This window comes from Pseudomonas sp. URMO17WK12:I7 (assembly GCF_003269045.1).
Taxonomy (GTDB): Bacteria; Pseudomonadota; Gammaproteobacteria; order Pseudomonadales; family Pseudomonadaceae; genus Aquipseudomonas; species Aquipseudomonas putida_J.
The window spans coordinates 244,692-262,983 of record NZ_QLTL01000010.1; the positions used below are offsets into that span (position 1 = coordinate 244,692).

General features: G+C 61.9%; 12 protein-coding genes. 10 read left to right on the forward strand and 2 right to left on the reverse strand.

Going from position 1 to position 18,292, the window contains the following annotated elements; all coding sequences use genetic code 11:
* The first annotated feature begins 128 nt into the window (after positions 1 to 128).
* From H040_RS15950 to hutG, 3 genes are read left to right on the forward strand one after another with little or no spacing between them, the layout of a single operon-like run.
* The gene (locus H040_RS15950; RefSeq protein ID WP_027921043.1) at positions 129 to 1,520 is read left to right on the forward strand and encodes an amino acid permease; all 1,392 of its coding nucleotides are present in this window, start codon (positions 129 to 131) and stop codon (positions 1,518 to 1,520) included.
* A 15-nt stretch (positions 1,521 to 1,535) separates the two neighbouring features.
* Entirely contained in the window at positions 1,536 to 2,741 is a 1,206-nt protein-coding gene (hutI, locus tag H040_RS15955) for an imidazolonepropionase (RefSeq protein WP_027921044.1), read from the forward strand.
* Positions 2,742 to 2,751: 10 nt separating this feature from the next.
* Positions 2,752 to 3,555: an N-formylglutamate deformylase gene (gene hutG / locus H040_RS15960; protein WP_027921045.1), complete on the forward strand. Its 804-nt coding sequence runs from the start codon at positions 2,752 to 2,754 to the stop codon at positions 3,553 to 3,555.
* A 6-nt stretch (positions 3,556 to 3,561) separates the two neighbouring features.
* On the opposite strand, the gene H040_RS15965 is transcribed toward hutG, so the two are convergent.
* The gene (locus tag H040_RS15965) at positions 3,562 to 9,075 is read right to left on the reverse strand and encodes a dermonecrotic toxin domain-containing protein (RefSeq protein WP_050437266.1); all 5,514 of its coding nucleotides are present in this window, start codon (positions 9,073 to 9,075) and stop codon (positions 3,562 to 3,564) included.
* A gap of 181 nt (positions 9,076 to 9,256) precedes the next feature.
* Here H040_RS15965 and pip point away from each other — a divergent pair, with 181 nt between their 5' ends.
* From pip to H040_RS16000, 7 genes are all read left to right on the forward strand, one after another.
* Complete coding sequence (pip, locus tag H040_RS15970) at positions 9,257 to 10,228, forward strand: prolyl aminopeptidase (protein WP_027921046.1); 972 nt, start codon at positions 9,257 to 9,259, stop codon at positions 10,226 to 10,228.
* Positions 10,225 to 10,662, forward strand: a complete 438-nt coding sequence (gene dtd / locus H040_RS15975) for a D-aminoacyl-tRNA deacylase (RefSeq protein ID WP_027921047.1) — start codon at positions 10,225 to 10,227, stop codon at positions 10,660 to 10,662. Before pip ends, dtd begins: the two co-directional genes overlap by 4 nt.
* A 263-nt stretch (positions 10,663 to 10,925) precedes the next feature.
* Entirely contained in the window at positions 10,926 to 12,662 is a 1,737-nt protein-coding gene (locus H040_RS15980) for a glucan biosynthesis protein G (protein ID WP_202818628.1), read from the forward strand.
* On the forward strand, positions 12,655 to 15,228 hold the full coding sequence (gene mdoH, locus H040_RS15985) for a glucans biosynthesis glucosyltransferase MdoH (protein ID WP_027921049.1): 2,574 nt from the start codon (positions 12,655 to 12,657) through the stop codon (positions 15,226 to 15,228). The genes H040_RS15980 and mdoH overlap by 8 nt, the downstream gene beginning before the upstream one ends.
* A gap of 277 nt (positions 15,229 to 15,505) precedes the next feature.
* Positions 15,506 to 16,303: a transporter substrate-binding domain-containing protein gene (locus H040_RS15990; RefSeq protein WP_027921050.1), complete on the forward strand. Its 798-nt coding sequence runs from the start codon at positions 15,506 to 15,508 to the stop codon at positions 16,301 to 16,303.
* Positions 16,304 to 16,381: 78 nt separating this feature from the next.
* On the forward strand, positions 16,382 to 17,344 hold the full coding sequence (locus H040_RS15995) for an amino acid ABC transporter permease (RefSeq protein WP_033696626.1): 963 nt from the start codon (positions 16,382 to 16,384) through the stop codon (positions 17,342 to 17,344).
* Complete coding sequence (locus tag H040_RS16000) at positions 17,337 to 18,071, forward strand: amino acid ABC transporter ATP-binding protein (RefSeq protein ID WP_027921052.1); 735 nt, start codon at positions 17,337 to 17,339, stop codon at positions 18,069 to 18,071. Before H040_RS15995 ends, H040_RS16000 begins: the two co-directional genes overlap by 8 nt.
* Before the next feature lie 110 nt (positions 18,072 to 18,181).
* Here the strand turns inward: H040_RS16000 and H040_RS28170 are convergent.
* The coding region (locus H040_RS28170) for a hypothetical protein (RefSeq protein ID WP_442966492.1) at positions 18,182 to 18,292 on the reverse strand (111 nt) is incomplete at its 5' end.

The following is an 18,292-nucleotide window of genomic DNA, read 5'->3' on the forward strand; positions in this document are numbered from 1 at the left end:
GGCCGCTCCTACAAAGGCAACGCATTCTTTTGAAGGAGCGGCCTTGCCGTGGCGCCGAACCGGTCGGAATGGGCTGCAAGGCAGCCCCCATCGACCTCACGACCACAAAAACAATTTAAGGACGTGACATGCAACAAGCTCAAGGTCTAAAGCGCGGGCTAACGGCCCGCCACATCCGTTTCATGGCCCTAGGCTCTGCCATCGGCACCGGCCTGTTCTACGGCTCTGCCTCGGCCATCCAGATGGCCGGCCCGGCTGTGCTGCTGGCCTACCTGATCGGTGGCGCTGCGGTGTTCATGGTCATGCGCGCCCTCGGCGAAATGGCCGTGCACAACCCGGTGGCCGGCTCCTTTGGCCACTATGCCACCACCTACCTCGGCCCCATGGCCGGCTTCATCCTCGGCTGGACCTACGCCTTCGAGATGGTCATCGTCGCCATCGCCGACATTACCGCCTTCGGTATCTACATGGGCTTCTGGTTCCCCGAAGTGGCCCGCTGGATCTGGGTGCTGGGCATCGTCTTCGTGATCGGCGGCCTCAACCTGTGCAACGTCAAGGTCTTCGGTGAAATGGAATTCTGGCTGTCGCTGCTCAAGGTCGGCGCCATCGTGGCGATGATCCTGGCCGGCCTCGGCATCATGGCTTTCGGCTTCAGCCAGGTGAGTGGCGAACATGCCGTGGGCATCAGTAACCTGATCGAGCATGGCGGCTTCATGCCCAATGGCATCGGCGGCCTGATCGCCTCCTTCGCCGTGGTGATGTTCGCCTTCGGCGGCATCGAGATCATCGGCGTCACCGCCGGTGAAGCCAAAGATCCGCAGCGCGTCATCCCCAAGGCGATCAATGCCGTGCCCCTGCGCATCCTGCTGTTCTACGTGCTCACCCTGTTCGTGCTGATGTGCCTGTACCCGTGGCCGCAGATTGGCAGCGAGGGCAGCCCGTTCGTGCAGATTTTCAGCAACCTGGGCATCGGTTCGGCCGCTGCCGTGCTGAACATCGTGGTGATCTCGGCCGCGATTTCGGCGATCAACAGCGACATCTTCGGTGCCGGCCGCATGATGTATGGCCTGGCCCAGCAAGGCCACGCGCCGCGCAGCTTTGGCAAGTTGTCCAAGCACGGTGTGCCATGGATGACCGTGGTGGTCATGGGCGCGGCGTTGCTGGTCGGGGTGTTGCTCAACTACCTGATCCCGGAAAACGTGTTCCTGCTGATCGCATCCATCGCGACCTTCGCCACCGTGTGGGTGTGGCTGATGATCCTGGTCACCCAGGTGGCCATGCGCCGCAGCATGAGCCGTGAAGAGGCGGCCCAGCTGAAGTTCCCGGTACCGTTCTGGCCCTATGGCCCGGCCATGGCCATCGCCTTCATGGTGTTCATTTTCGGTGTGCTCGGTTACTTCCCGGATACCCAGGCGGCCTTGCTGGTCGGTGTGGTCTGGGTGGTGTTCCTGGTGGCGTCCTACCTGCTGTGGTGCAAGCCGCGCGCAGGCAAGCACGTACCGGTCGAGCTGCACCGCTAGTCAAGGAGATTGCACATGAGAACCCTCTGGCAGCACTGCCACGCGGCAACCATGGCCGAGGGCCGTTACTCGATCATCGAGGATGCGGCCATCGTCACCAATGCCGGGCTTATCGAGTGGATTGGCCCACGCACCGAGTTGCAGCCGTTCGACGTTGACCGCACGGTGGACCTGGGCGGCGCCTGGGTCACCCCGGGGCTGATTGACTGCCACACCCATGCGGTGTTCGGTGGCAACCGCAGCGGCGAGTTCGAGCAGCGCCTGCAGGGCGTCAGCTATGCCGAGATCGCCGCCCAGGGCGGCGGTATCGCCAGCACCGTGCGGGCCACCCGCGCGGCCAGCGAGGATGAGCTGTTCGCCAGTGCTCGCCAGCGTGTCCAGGCGTTGATGCGCGATGGCGTGACCACCCTTGAGGTCAAGTCCGGCTATGGCCTGGACTTGGCCAATGAGCGCAAGATGCTGCGTGTAGCCCGGCGGCTGGCCGACGAGCTGCCGTTGGCGGTGCGCGCCACCTGCCTGGCCGCCCATGCCTTGCCGCCGGAATACGCCGGCCGGGCAGACGACTACATTGCGCACGTCTGTGACGAGATGCTGCCGGCTCTGGCCGCGGAAGGCCTGGTGGATGCGGTGGACGCCTTCTGCGAACACCTGGCGTTCTCCCCGGTACAAGTCGAAAAGGTGTTCATCAAGGCGCAGGAACTGGGCCTGCCAGTGAAGCTGCATGCCGAGCAGCTGTCCTCGTTGCATGGCTCCAGCCTGGCAGCACGCTACCAGGCGCTGTCGGCCGACCACCTGGAGTTCATGACCGAGGAAGACGCAATTGCCATGGCCGCCGCTGGCACGGTTGCCGTGCTGCTGCCGGGCGCCTTCTATTTCCTGCGCGAAACCCAGCTGCCGCCGATGGATGCGCTGCGCCGCCACGGCGTGAAGATTGCCCTGGCCAGCGACCTCAACCCGGGTACTTCGCCCGGGTTATCCCTGCGGCTGATGCTGAACATGGGCTGCACGCTGTTCCGCATGACGCCGGAAGAAGCCCTGGCCGGCGTCACAACCCATGCAGCCACCGCGCTGGGCCTTGGCCACAGCCACGGCACGCTGGAAGCCGGCAAGGCGGCGGACTTCGTCGCCTGGCAGATCGCCCGTCCCGCTGACCTGGCCTACTGGCTGGGCGGCGACCTGCCCAAGCGAGTGGTGCGCAAGGGCCACGAGATATCCAACTGAGCGAGGCAAGATGGACAAGGTACTGAGTTTCCACCAGGGCCGTTTGCCCCTGTTGATCAGCATGCCCCACGCGGGCCTGAAACTGACCCCAGCTGTGCGCGATGGCCTGGTCGAGCAGGCGCGCAGCCTGCCCGATACCGACTGGCATATCCCGCGCCTTTACGACTTCGCCCGCGAACTGGGAGCCAGCGTTGTGGCGGCGGAGTATTCGCGTTTCGTAATCGACCTGAACCGGCCGGATGACGACAAACCGCTGTACGCTGGCGCGACCACGGGCTTGTATCCGGCCACGCTGTTCGAGGGCGAGCCGCTGTTCAAGGAGGGGCAGGTGCCGTCCGCCGACGAGCGCAAGACCTACCTTGAGCAGATCTGGCGACCGTATCACCAGACCATTCAGGATGAACTGGTGCGCCTGCGCGATGAGTTCGGCTACGCACTGCTGTGGGATGCCCACTCGATCCGCTCGCTGATCCCGCACCTGTTCGACGGCAAGTTACCGGACTTCAACCTGGGTACGTTCAACGGTGCCAGTTGCGATCCTGATCTGGCCGAACGGCTGCGTGGCGTTTGTGCGCAGGCACCCGCCTACAGCCATGTGCTGAACGGGCGCTTCAAGGGCGGCCACATCACCCGGCATTACGGTAACCCGCAGGATCACATCCACGCAGTGCAGTTGGAGCTTGCTCAAAGCACTTACATGGAAGAGCGCGAGCCATTCGCCTATCGCGAAGAACTTGCGCAGAACACCCAGGAGGTGCTGCGCAAGTTACTTGAAACGACATTGGCATGGGGGCGTGAGCGCTACGGTCGTTAACCCCGGTCATTCACTCGAAGAGCGTGGCCTGCGATCAGGGTCGGCGAAGGCGGTGAGTTCGCGGATAAGACGGGATTCGCGGGCTTGCCGCCGTGTTTCCAGGGCATTGAACGCTTCAGTCAGCGAATCCAGGGGACGATCCGGGTTGCGGTCCTGCAAATCCATGACCTGGTCCCGGTAATCGCTTTCTATCTGCGTGAAACGCTCCTGATGAAACTGGCGCAAGTGCTGGACCCACACTTCGTTGGCGGCGGCAAAGCGCAGGAACTCCTCGCCGTGCTCGCCACGCTGAACCTGCAGCTCGGCATCGATCAATTCCTCGATACTCGGATTGATCGCGTAGAGTAGCCGGTCGACAGGCTGCCCAAGCTGAAGTGGACCGTTCAGTTCGCGCAGGTACGTCAGGCGCACCTCGGCGACATCCCGGTCGCCGGCTTCGCGCGTGGCCACCTCATCTACCTTATGCAGGCGATACAGGCGGCGAAGTTCACGGTAAAGGTTGGCCTCGTTGTCCGTGCCGTCGAAGTGCAACTGCTCGTTGGCAATGTAGAACTCGATATTCTTGAACGTCAGCAGTGCGCCGTCATGGCAGGTGTGGCTACCATCTTCTTTTGTCAGGGCTTCATTGGCCTGGATATTGAAAAGAGCCCGTTCATCAGGGTGGAGCCATGCTCTGACCAGTACCTTGCGCACCCGCGCGCAGAACTCCACGCGGGTGTCCTCGCTGCGGTAGGTGGACGCGTTTCTCAGCCGGCCCACCAAGGCGAGCAGGTCCTGGGCATCACCCGATTGCTCAAGTTGTTCCCAGGTGTCGCGCAAGGCGTCGTTCTCCACCTCTGAAGCCAGGAGCCAGTCCGTGAGCCGGGGGGTGTCGTCGATGAGCAAGCGCGAATCGGTTTCGAGAAACTCGTTGAACAGCGCCTCGTCCCATACGTCAGGGGCATCGAACCTTAACGTGAAGCTGCTGCGGCTTTCCGATGATGCACGTGCGCGATGAACCATTTCCGCTGTCAGCGGGTTCCCTTCCATACTCAGTGTGCTGACGAGCACGGGGTTGTTGAGGTTCTGCCAGATGTGGGCGGGTAGCTCCGTGATTTGGTTATCGCTCAGATCCAGCATTTCCAGTGGTAACAGGTCATCTACCCAGGCTGGCCATTGGTCAAGGTGCATGTCGTTGAGGTCGAGACGCCGCAGGCGCGTGAGTGTCCGTGGTGCCTCGGTAATCGTGCCAACGCGGTTGTTGCTGAGGTCCAGTATTTCGAGCCTGCCCAGTGGCGCCAATGCATCCATGAAGTCCTGATTGACCTCCAGGCCGGTAGAGCGCAGTGCCAGGTAGGTAAGCTGCGGGGCCTGCCGCAGCGCATTCGGCAAATCTTGTTGTGCCCGCACGTAATTTTCCAGGGTCAAGCTAGTCATCTGCGGGAAGTGACTGAGCAGGTCTTGCAGTTGCGTGGTGGTACCGCTGATATTTTCGAGGCTGAGGTTGTTGACACGTTCGGTGAAGAACGCGGGTAACCGCGCTGGGAACAACTCCAATGCAACACCTGACAAGCGCAGCGGGGTGCTTAGCCGCCGGATTTCCTGGCTACTCCAGAACTGCCTGAGTGCCGTAGCGATGCGCATTCTGCCGGCCAGCACTGCCTGGCTGATTGATGTGGTGGAGGAGGAGGCATTGACGTAATTGTCCAGATAGTCGTGCAGCTGCTGACGCCGTTCCAGATGTTGAGCCAGAAGCTCACGGAAATCATCGGGTTGGTCCCACTCCAAGTGCGCCCCCAAACCGTACTGGTCGAGCATCACTGCCAACATATGGTCATAACTGATGGGATTGCCTTGCAGGAGCACTTGAGGATGTTCGGGAATGCCGTGAACTCTTTCCTGCAGGAAGTGAGGAAGCAACGTGATCTGGTTATTTTGAAGGGAAATCTGTTGCATGCGCGACACGGTGTTGTAGGACAGCCCGTCTGGCCAGTGTTCAAGCTGCATGTTGTCCAAACCCAGATAAGTCAGCCTCAACCGGCTGAAGTCGGGTGGATTGTCGTCGGATAAGCGATTGCCGCTGAGGTCCAGGTGGCGAAGTTCGGCGAGGCCCACAAGGCTTTCGGTATCTGCTAGGGAAACCTGGATGTTCTGGTGGGTCAGGCTCAACGCCTGCAACAAGGGCAGCTGCTCTGCGATCAGCGGCAAGCTGAACAAGAACGGTGAAGGTGGCGCTTCTTGCCGATAAGCGCGGCTGATCTCGAGTGTTCTCAGGTTGGCGAATTGCCGCAGCATGCTGTTCAGGCGCGGCGTGTGTTCGCGCACGCTTTCATAGCGTTCAGGTTGGGTTTCGTGCAGTTGCAGGTCCCTGACCGCTGTCGTGAAGAACGCAGGTAAATCAAGAGGAAAATCCAACAGCGACAACCGCTCAAGGCGCAAGGGCGTAGTCACGGTGCCATCTGCTGCAAAGGCGTGATCATACCAATGCTGCGTGATCGCATTGGCCAATTGATCGAAGTCGGCAGCGCTCTGATCGGGCAGTACGGCCACCCTCTGCCGCCAGTTGCTGAGGCTGGACTGCAGTTGACTGCGTTGTTCCAGCAGGTTGTCGAGTTGGTGGTTGATGGCCGTGCGGTCGAGATTACGACTTTCCAGTACAGCCAACGTCTCTTCGGCGGAGCGCGGCAGGGGAGCGTACAGGCCGACCTGCCTGATCCTGGCGAGCAGCGTTTGTCGTGAAATACTGCTGTTGCGCGGGCGAGTCCCGCCCAGGGGATAGCCTATACGTCCGTTGGCCAAGCGCATCGGCGATCGGAAATCGGGGGCTACCGGCTGCATCCCCAGTACCTGCCTCAGAGCAGCGCGCGGTAACGGGGTGGCCTGTTGAACCATTGCCTTGAGTGCGTGCTCGTCGTCGATGCCGAGTGCCACGCGCTGTGCTTCGCTGAGCGCTTCGAATAACGCTCCGTACAACGAGGCGTGGGCGTTCAGCGGTGCATCGGGGCTTTCGCTGCGCACCCGTATATAGCCGGCCTGAGCACTGATAATCGTGGGGCCTGGCGAAGCATCGTCGGGGCCGATGCGGAAACGTTGGCTGGGTGAGTACAGGCGCTGTTCCAGGGTAAAGCTGATATCCGCTGGCCAGCCAGGTAACTGCTCAAGGGTGCGCAGTGCCAAGCGATCGGTGTCCCAATTGCGCAAACGGTCCAGGTACAGCCCTTCGTAAGCGCGATTGAGCCTGATCTGCTGCTGCAGCAGGCGTACTTCATCGGCAAGGCGCCTGGGCACCTTGCCATTGCCCAGTTCGCCCAGTTCGGCAGCGGTGGCATTACCCAGCAGTTCATCGATGACGGGGGAGGGAAGCTGCGGATAGCGCGTACGTATCATTTCGGCACCAGGCGCTCGGCTTATGGGAAAACGCTGATACTTTTGCTGAAACTCGCGCTGGATCTCCCCAGGTGGTGCCGAGTCGTTGGCCTGCTCTATGGCCTGGTACAGCTTGAAGCGGGCAAAGGTGTCGTCCAGTTGGCCAGGCAAGCGCTGGTTATCGCAGAGTACTGTGCGCAAGGCATCCTCGCTGATGCCGCTTATGTTCAAGAGGCGCAGAGCGGTGTTGCTGTCGATCTGCTCATGGCGTACGCCCGAGCGGCCCAGCAGTTGACTTACCTGCCATTGTTCGGGGCGGTCCAATGGATGTAACCAGATGTCGGCGCCATTGTGGCGCAGAGGTGGCTGATAGGCATCTGGACGGGTGGGATGTTCGATGCGGTAACCATCGCCTTCGGCTGAGCGCGTGATGGAGTAGGCCTGACCGTCGATTATCAGCCAGCTTCTGCCCTGATGATGACGCAGCCCCAGGCTGTCGGGTTGGAGAGTATCCGGTATGTCGATTGATTGGGCGTAGGGTGCAAGGTCGGCGCGCCACAGTTTGGTCTGGCCCTCGGGAAGCTCCACATCGTCGAGCTCTTCGATGAATGAAGGTGTTTCCACCGGGATGGGCTCAGGCAAAGGCGCTGGCTCGGCCGCCCCGCCGATAGCCGCGCCCAAACCGCCTCCGACGGCGTTTATGGCCAGGGTGAACGCTGCCATCTCAGCCACGTTCGTCACCACGTCCAACAGGTATTGATACGCCTGCTGTTGATCGTCATGGGCCCAGCTTTCGATGCCTTCGTAGACCTCATTAGCCAGTTGCAAGGCGCATACACCCAGCATGACCTCGCCGACGACGGGTAAGAAGAAACCGGCTATGTTGAGCGCAGTCAGGGCTTTTTGCAGCAAGTGCTCCCGGTAAGACACCGCGCTGACAGTATCGATCAGGCTCGTCGGAATGGCATGGAAGGCTGCGTCTTCCTCATGGCGGAAGACTTTTTCCGTGACCAGGCCTTGCAACAGGGAGCCGTTCAACTGCCGCGCTTGCAGGTGCAACGCCGCGTGAGGGTCTGCGGTACGTTCGTGAGTGCCTTTCACCGTCAACGTGTAAGGCATCAGCCTGTCCAGCAACTTGGTCTGCAGGAGGGCCTTGTCGCGTTCCTTCATGCAGTGTTCGAGGTAATCGGTTCTGTCGAGCACGCGATCACGCAGCCATAGCTCGGCCTCTGTCTGTGATGCGAACTCTTTCAGCGGTGTCTCGGCGTCGCCGGGAACGTAAAGCGCCACCGAGGCTTTCCCTCCGCTTGGCCTGTATTCAAACAGGCGCAGGCGCGTCAGTTGCACATCCCACAGCGAAAGGACACTGAACGTCAGGGTGGGTGATTGCACCGGAGCGTCCAGAGGCAGCGCCAGGGCTGCCTCATAGAAGCTATGGCTGATGTCGTTGTGTAGCCGGGCAAGGTGCAGGCTTTGCATGAAGAGGCAGCGTTCGAGCTCTGCAATTTTTTCGTAGGTCGTCTGGTTGGTCGCGCCGGTCTCGATGTCGCTGTAGTGAATGGCGTGCAGTTTTGCCTGGTATTGGCCACCGATGTCCAACTCGCGGCACAAGCGGGCAAAACGCTCGGGTGCGATGTCGAGGGCATTGGGGATCGGTACTGTGCCCGTGAAGCCTTTGGCGTCGAGGATGACCGACTTCTTGAGCAGGGCATCGGCGTTATCCATCCCGCCGGGCTCGGCTGCACTGGCTTCGAAGTTTCGCAGCGCACTTTCCAGCAAGGAATGGGTGGCCTGTTTGTAAGCCCTCAGGTCCTGCCCCGGTTGCTGGTCGAGGTGCCTGACGTCCAGCAGATAGTGGTTGCTGACATCCACCTCGAGGCCGAAGGTGTCTTTGATGGCGGTGTTCAACTGTTCGCTGGCGAATGCTTTCAGGCCCGGCAGGTTCTTGTACAGGGCCTGCACCTCAACCGCAGCGGCCTGCACGCGCGCGTGCTCGGTTGCCAGTGCCTTGGCAATGGCCGGTTCAGCCTGGCAAGCCTGTTGCAATGCAATCGCATGGTCGCTGATCACCTGTTTCATCAGGGCATGGCTAGATGGCGGCGCGGTTTTCATCCATTCGGGGGTTTTCTCGGCAATCAGCGCGTAGGCGATGCTGTTTTCCTTATCCAAGGTCATGATGAGCCTATAAGCAGTAAATGGCTCAGTGACTATGTCCCTGCGCTTGGCCCGCATGCGGTAGATATGTTTATTCGGTGATTGAGCGAACGTTGACGCTCGACAGTACGAGGGCATGCTCAAAGCGCAATTCAGGTTTATGATGCCCAACGGCAGACTTAATCCTCACACGGAGTGCGCGATGCAGACCCTCTACCCGCAGATCAAACCCTACGCCCGGCACGATCTGGCCGTGGAAGCGCCGCATGTGCTGTATGTCGATGAAAGCGGGTCGCCCGAAGGTTTGCCTGTGGTGTTCATCCACGGTGGCCCAGGCGCGGGTTGCGATGCCCAGAGCCGTTGCTACTTCGACCCTAACCTGTACCGCATCATCACCTTCGACCAGCGCGGCTGTGGCCGCTCCACGCCGCACGCGAGCCTGGAGAACAACACCACCTGGCACCTGGTCGAGGACCTGGAGCGCATCCGCAAGCACCTGGGGATAGACAAATGGGTGCTGTTCGGCGGCTCGTGGGGCTCGACCCTCGCTCTGGCCTATGCCCAGACTCACCCCGAACGCGTGCACGGCCTGATCCTGCGTGGCATCTTTCTGTGCCGCCCGCAGGAAATCGAGTGGTTCTACCAGGCAGGCGCCAGCCGCATGTTCCCGGACTACTGGCAGGACTACATCGCGCCGATCCCGCCGGAAGAGCGTGGTGACCTGGTCAAGGCCTTCCACAAGCGCCTGACCGGCAACGACCAGATCGCCCAGATGCACGCGGCCAAGGCCTGGTCCACCTGGGAAGGCCGTACGGCCACGTTGCGCCCCAACCCGTTGGTGGTCGACCGCTTCTCCGAGCCGCAGCGGGCGTTGTCGATTGCCCGCATCGAATGCCATTACTTCATGAATAACGCGTTCCTGGCGCCAGACCAGCTGATTCGCGACATGCCGAAGATTGCCCACCTGCCCGCGGTGATCGTGCATGGTCGCTACGATGTCATCTGCCCGCTGGACAATGCCTGGGCGCTGCACCAGGCCTGGCCGAACAGCGAGCTGAAGGTGATCCGTGATGCCGGCCATGCTGCCTCTGAGCCTGGTATCACCGATGCCTTGGTGCGTGCAGCCGACCAGATGGCCCGCCGTCTGCTCGACCTGCCGCTGGAAGAAGCATGAGGGGCTTGCTGCAGCGCGTGCGTGGCGCACGCGTGGAGGTCGGCGGGGACATTGTCGGTGCCATCGACCAGGGTTTGCTGGTGCTGGTGGCGGTAGAACCTGAAGATACTCGCGAACATGCCGACAAACTGTTGCACAAGCTGCTCAATTATCGGGTGTTCAGTGACGAGCAGGGCAAGATGAACCTGTCGCTCAAGGATGTCGGTGGCGGTTTGCTGCTGGTGTCCCAGTTCACCCTGGCGGCCGATACCCGCAGCGGGATGCGCCCGAGCTTCTCGACCGCAGCGCCACCGGCGCTCGGGGCTGAATTGTTCGACTATCTTGTGCACAAGGCGCGTGGCCAGCATGCTGATGTGGCAAGTGGGCGCTTCGGTGCCGATATGCAGGTGCACCTGGTCAATGATGGCCCAGTGACATTCTTGTTACAAATATGAGGTCAAAAAACCCTCTGTTTATAGGAAAACAAGGGGTTTTGTACGATAAATAGTTGGTCCGGCCTGATGCGTTGTAACGCATCCTGCTGGATAATCGCGCGCTGCGTGAGCCTGCGTTCGCGGGTTCGTTTCACTCTGACTCGAGCATTGTCTGGACCTGTTTGGGGAATCATTACGCCCTCATGGGGTCCGAACAGTGCTCGCCAACCCGGCATTTGTCGCTGGCCGTTGGTTTCATGATCTGTTTTCGGCGAGGGTTGCTCGTGATTGTTAGTCCCCAAAAAGCATCTAGAATCCCCGGCACCGGGCTGCGCAAGGCCCTGATGGCCAGTGTGGCACTGGTCGGCCTGATGAGCGCGGGCCAGCTGTGGGCATTCAATCTTGACGATGTTGCAGCCAAGGCAAAGGATCTGGCCGGCCAGAAATACGAAGCACCAAAAAGCAATCTGCCGGCTGCGTTCCGCGACATGAAGTTCGCGGACTACCAGAAGATTCACTTCCTGCAGGAAAAGGCCGAGTGGGCCAAGGACAAGACGCCGTTCAAGCTGTCCTTCTACCACCAGGGCATGCACTTCGACACCCCGGTGAAGATCAACGAGATCACCGCTACCAATGTCGAGGAAATCAAGTACGACCCGAGCCGCTTCGAGTTCGGTGACGTGCCGCATGACCCGGAAACCGTCAAGAACCTCGGTTACGCCGGTTTCCGCGTGCTCTACCCGATCAACAAGGCCGACAAGCAGGACGAGATCATGACCCTGCTGGGGGCCAGCTACTTCCGCGTGGTCGGCAAGGGCCATGTCTACGGCCTGTCGGCCCGTGGCCTTGCCATCGACACCGCGTTGCCGTCGGGTGAAGAGTTCCCGCGCTTCACCGAGTTCTGGGTCGAGAAGCCCAAGCCGGCCGACAAGCACCTGGTGATCTACGCCCTGCTGGACTCGCCGCGCTCCACCGGCGCTTACAAGCTGATCCTGCGCCCAGGCACCGATACCGTCGTCGACGTGCAGTCGCGCGTGTTCCTGCGTGACCAGGTCAGCCGCCTGGGTATCGCCCCGCTGACCAGCATGTTCCTGTTCGGCCCCAACCAGCCTTCCAAGGTGCTGAACTATCGCCCGGCCCTGCACGACTCTGAAGGCCTGTCGATCCATGCCGGTAACGGCGAGTGGCTGTGGCGCCCGCTGAACAACCCGAAACACCTGGCTGTGAGCAACTTCAGTGTCGAGAATCCGCGTGGTTTCGGCCTGATGCAGCGTCAGCGCGCCTTCAGCGACTTCGAAGACCTTGACGACAACTACCAGAAGCGCCCGAGCGCCTGGATCGAGCCGAAGGGCGACTGGGGCAAAGGCACCGTCGACCTGGTGGAAATCCCGACTGCCGACGAAACCAACGACAACATCGTTGCCTTCTGGAGCCCGGAGAAGTTGCCTGAGCCAGGCAAGCCGTTCGAATACGCCTACCGCCTGCACTGGACCATCGACGAGCAGCAGTTCCAGGCCCCTGACCTGGGTTGGGTCAAGCAGACCCTGCGCTCCACGGGTGACGTCAAGCAGTCCAACCTGATCCGCCAGCCAGACGGCAGTGTCGCCTTCCTGGTCGACTTCGCCGGCCCGGCGTTGGCCGCCCTGCCGGAAGACACCGCAGTGCGCAGCCAGATCAGCGTTGGCGACAATGCCGAAGTGGTCGAGAATAATCTGCGCTATAACCCGGAGACCAAGGGCTGGCGCCTGACCCTGCGCCTGAAGGTCAAGGAAGCCAACAAGTCCACCGAAATGCGCGCTGCGCTGGTGCGTGACGTGCCGGTCGAGCCGGCCAAGCCTGCTGCCGAAACCAAGCAGGAAAAGGCTGCGGCCAAGCACGCCAAGCATGAGAAGACCGCCAAGGCGGAGCCAGCCAAGGCCGAACAACCTGCCGCCGATGCGGCGCCCACCAACGGGACCCCGGCCACCACTGAAAAAGTGCTGACCGAGACCTGGAGCTATCAGTTGCCTGCCGATGAGTAACTCAAGCGCAAGGCCAGAATCGCTTGGCGAATACCTGGCCCACCTCCCACTGAGCGATGAGCAGCGCGCGGAACTCGCCAGCTGCACGTCGTTCGGTGAGCTGCACCAACGCCTGGCGGCCAACCCGGCCGCCAATGCCACCGAGGCCGTGCAGGCTTCGGTCGGCACGCGCCTGACCGTGGGCAGCGCTGCCGAGCTGGAAGACGCCGAGATGCTCGGGGTCGACGGCAGCGGCCGCCTGTGCCTGAAGATCGCGCCGCCGATCAAGCGTACCAAGGTCGTGCCCGAGCCATGGCGCACCAACGTACTGATCCGCCTGTGGCGGCGCATGACCGGGCGCACCAATGCCCCGCAACCACCCAAGCGCGAGCTGCCGGCGGCGCGCTGGCGCACGGTCGGTTCGATCCGCCGCTACATCCTGCTGGCCCTGATGATTGGCCAGACCATCGTTGCCGGCTGGTACATGAAGGGCATCCTGCCGTACCAGGGCTGGTCGTTCGTCGACCTGGACGAAGTCGTCAGGCAGCCGCTGTGGGACACCGTGGTGCAGGTCTGGCCGTATGCCTTGCAGACGTCCATCCTGGTGCTGTTCGGTATCCTGTTCTGCTGGGTTTCGGCTGGTTTCTGGACCGCTTTGATGGGCTTCCTCGAGCTGCTCACCGGGCGTGACAAGTACAAGATTTCGGGTAGCAGTGCAGGCAACGAGCCGATTGCGCCCGAGGCGCGTACCGCGCTGGTGATGCCGATCTGCAACGAAGACGTGCCGCGCGTGTTCGCAGGCTTGCGGGCGACTTTCGAGTCGGTGGCTGCCAGTGGCAACCTCGACCGCTTCGACTTCTTTGTGCTCAGCGATACCAACGACACTGACATCGCCGTGGCCGAGCAACAGGCCTGGCTGGACGTGTGCCGCGAGACCAAGGGCTTTGGCCGCATTTTCTACCGCCGTCGCCGCCGTCGCGTCAAGCGCAAGAGCGGGAACCTCGACGACTTCTGCCGTCGCTGGGGTGGCGAGTACAAGTATATGGTCGTGCTCGACGCCGACAGCGTCATGAGCGGCGAATGCCTGAGCAGCCTGGTGCGCCTGATGGAGGCCAACCCGGACGCCGGCATCATCCAGACCGGGCCGAAAGCCTCGGGCATGGACACCCTGTATGCACGCATGCAGCAGTTTGCTACCCGCGTGTACGGCCCGCTGTTCACTGCCGGCCTGCACTTCTGGCAGCTGGGCGAGTCGCACTACTGGGGCCATAACGCGATCATCCGCATGAAGCCGTTCATCGAGCACTGCGCCCTGGCGCCGTTGCCGGGCAAGGGCGCGTTCGCCGGGGCCATTCTTTCCCACGACTTCGTCGAAGCTGCGCTGATGCGCCGCGCCGGCTGGGGCGTGTGGATTGCCTATGACCTGCCGGGCAGCTACGAAGAATTGCCGCCGAACCTGCTCGACGAGCTCAAGCGCGACCGCCGCTGGTGCCACGGCAACCTGATGAACTTCCGCCTGTTCCTGGTCAAGGGCATGCACCCGGTTCACCGTGCGGTGTTCCTCACCGGCGTGATGTCGTACTTGTCGGCGCCGCTGTGGTTCCTGTTCCTGGTGCTGTCTACCGCACTGCTGGCGACCAACACGCTGATGGAGCCGCAGTACTTCATCGAGCCGTACCAACTGTACCCGCTGTGGCCGCAGTGGCATCCGGAGAAGGCCGTGGCGCTGTTCTCCACCACTATCGTACTGCTGTTCCTGCCCAAGCTGCTCAGTGTCATCCTGATCTGGGCCAAGGGCGCCGTCGAATTTGGCGGGCGCATCAAGGTCACCCTGTCGATGCTGATGGAGATGCTGTTCTCCATGCTGCTGGCGCCGGTACGGATGATCTTCCACACCCGCTTCGTCCTGGCCGCGTTCCTCGGCTGGGCGGCGACCTGGAATTCGCCGCAGCGTGACGATGACTCCACCCCGTGGAGCGAAGCGCTGCGCCGGCATGGCCCGCAGACCCTGCTGGGCTTTGCCTGGGCCGGGCTGGTGGCGTGGCTGAACCCGAGCTTCCTGTGGTGGCTGGCGCCGATCGTTGGCTCGCTGGTGCTGTCGATCCCGGTATCGGTCATCTCAAGCCGTACCCGCCTGGGCCTGGCAGCCAAGGACGAGAAGCTGTTCCTCATCCCCGAGGAATACGCGACGCCGCAAGAGCTGCTGGCGACCGACCAGTACACCCACGAAAACCGCTGGCACGCCCTGCATGACGGCTTCGTACGTGCGGTGGTCGACCCGCGGCAGAATGCCCTGGCCTGCGCCATGGCCACTGCCCGTCACGGCGAGGCTGCGCCGATCGAGGCGCTGCGTGCAGAGCGCGTGGCCAAGGCACTTGAAACCGGGCCGAAAGGGCTGGACCTCAATACCCGCCTGGCCTTGCTCAGCGACCCGGTGGCCTTGAGCCGCCTGCACGAACAGGTCTGGGCGCAGCACAATGCGGCGTGGATCGATGTGTGGCGTGCCTCGATCAAGAACGACCCGCATTCGCCGCTGCTGCCACTGCACCCGGAGAATGAAGGCCAACCGGCACTCGTCGGCGCCTGACAGGGCTTGGGGCCGCTTTGCGGCCCTGTCGCGACACAAGGCCGCACCTGCAGGGATATGCATTCCCTTGTAGGCGCGGCCTTGTGTCGCAAAACGCGGGCGATGCCCTCGCCAGCAATGTCCCTGCATCTTGGATTTTGGCCAACAAAGTCCCCCCCGGCTCTAGGTCCGAGCGCCGCCATGCGTTAGCATCCCTCTCCGATAATGCGCATCGGCCGGTACGGCCGTGCCAAGACAATAAGACTCGCTTCTTTTCTTGCTAGGGGACTTGGTGATGATCAAGAAATACCTTTCGCGACTGCTGGTCGGTGTTACCGCCCTGGTCGCAGTAACTGCGGCCCAGGCTGGCGCCATCGATGAAGCGGTCAAGCGCGGCACGCTGCGGGTGGGCATGGACCCAACCTACATGCCGTTCCAGATGACCAACAAGCGCGGCGAGATCATCGGCTTTGAAGTCGATATCCTCAAAGCCATGGCCAAATCCATGGGCGTCAAGTTCGAGGCTGTTTCCACCGCCTATGACGGTATCATCCCGGCCCTGCTGACCGACAAGTTCGACATGATCGGCAGCGGCATGACCCTGACCCAGGAACGTAACCTGCGCCTGAACTTCAGCGAACCCTTCATCGTGGTTGGCCAGACCCTGCTGATTCGCAAGGAGCTGGCTGGCGAGATCAAGTCGTACAAAGACCTGAACAACGAGAAGTACCGCCTGACTTCCAAGCTGGGTACCACCGGCGAGATGGTTTCCAAAAAGCTGATCGGCAAAGCCAAGTACCACGGCTATGACAACGAGCAGGAAGCAGTGATGGACGTGGTCAACGGCAAGGCCGACGCCTTCGTCTACGACGCACCGTACAACGTGGTGGCGGTCGAGAAGGCCGGTGCCGGCAAGCTGCTGTTCCTCGAAGAACCCTTCACCTACGAGCCGCTGGCCTTCGGCCTGAAGAAAGGCGACTACGACAGCATCAACTTCATCAACAACTTCCTGCACCAGATCAAGCATGACGGGACCTACGATCGTATTCACGACAAGTGGTTCAAGAACAAGGACTGGCTGAAGGAAATGGAATAAGGCCCAGGCCACAAGCCCGGCTTTTGACCCCGACGCGCAGGCAAACCCTGCGCGTTCGCATTTACGGAAGTACCCCACGTGATCAAACACAAGAAAGCCCAGTGGCCCTGGCACGGGTTGACCGCCCTGGTCCTGGTGGGCCTGGCGCTCAGCCTGTACATGGCCACCTCGATGATTTCCTACGAGTGGCGCTGGAACCGCGTACCGCAGTACTTCGCCTACAAGGCCGAGGAAGTCCAGCGTGCCGCTGGATACGGTAGCGTGCAGGAGATCGTCGTTTCCGGTGACACCGCGCGTGTCACGCTCAAGGACGAAAACGGCGACGAGCAAGTGCTCGACGTGGCCAAGGACAGCCTGCAACTGAGCCGCGGCGACGACGTCGCCGAAGGCGATCAGGTCGGCGTTACCCGCCACTGGGCGGCCGGCCCGCTGGCCTGGGGCCTGTGGACCACCTTGTGGATCTCGGTGGTGTCTGGCGCGCTGGGCCTGGTGATCGGCCTGTTCGCTGGCTTGTGCCGGTTGTCGAACAACCCGACCCTGCGCGACCTGTCGACCGTTTATGTCGAACTGGTGCGTGGCACACCGTTGCTGGTACAGATCTTCATTTTCTACTTCTTTATCGGCACCGTGCTCAACCTGTCCCGCGAGTTTGCCGGGGTGGCCGCGCTGGCGCTGTTTACCGGCGCTTATGTGGCGGAAATCGTCCGCGCCGGCGTCCAGTCGATTGCCAAGGGGCAGAACGAGGCTGCGCGCTCGCTGGGCCTGAACGCGGGCCAGTCGATGCGCCACGTGATCCTGCCGCAGGCGTTCAAGCGCGTGCTGCCGCCGCTGGCCGGGCAGTTCATCAGCCTGGTCAAGGACACCTCGCTGGTGTCGGTGATCGCCATCACCGAATTGACCAAGAGTGGCCGCGAGGCCATCACCACGTCGTTCTCGACTTTCGAGATCTGGTTCTGCGTCGCAGGCCTGTACCTGCTGATCAACCTGCCGCTGTCGCATATCGCCAGCCGGCTCGAGCGGAGGCTTGCGCAAAGTGATTGAAGTCCGTGATCTGTTGAAAGTCTTCGACACCCGTGGCCACGTGGTGCGGGCTGTGGATAACGTCACCACGCAAGTCGCCAAGGGCGAAGTGGTGGTGGTGCTCGGCCCGTCGGGTTCGGGCAAGTCGACCTTCCTGCGCTGCCTCAATGGCCTGGAGCATTTCGACGAAGGCCATGTGGCCATCGATGGCCTGCAGCTGGCCGACCCGAAGACCGACATCAACGCCTACCGCCGCGAAGTCGGCATGGTGTTCCAGCACTTCAACCTGTTCCCGCACATGACCGTGCTGGAGAACCTGTGCCTGGCGCAGAAGGTGGTGCGCAAGCGCAACAAGGCCGAGCGTGAAGCCAAGGCCCGGGCGCTGCTGGAGAAAGTGGGTATTTCGCAAAAGGCCAACGAGTACCCGTCGCGGCTCTCGGGTGGCCAGCAGCAGCGAGTGGCGATTGCCCGTGCGTTGGCGATGGACCCGAAGGTGATGCTGTTCGACGAGCCGACCTCGGCGCTCGACCCGGAGATGGTCGGCGAGGTACTGGACGTCATGAAGACCTTGGCCCAGGAAGGCATGACCATGGTCTGCGTCACCCACGAAATGGGCTTTGCCCGCGAAGTGGCGGACAGGGTGCTGTTCTTCGACCATGGCAAGCTGCTGGAAGATTCGGCACCCGCCGCGTTCTTCGCTGCGCCAAAGGATCCGCGCGCGCAGGCGTTCCTGCGCCAGGTGCTTTAACCGCACCCCCCTCTTCGCGGGTAAACCCGCTCCCACAGGTACTGCACCGCGCCAAGGCCAGTGGAGAACCCTGTGGGAGCGGGTTTACCCGCGAAGAGGACGGCTCGGTCTTAAAGGCTGAACCGTCCCACCATCCCCCGTAGTTGCCGCCCCAACTGCTCCAGCTCCCCACTCGAAGTGGCCGTCTGCTCACTGGCCGCACTGGTCTGATCAGACACATC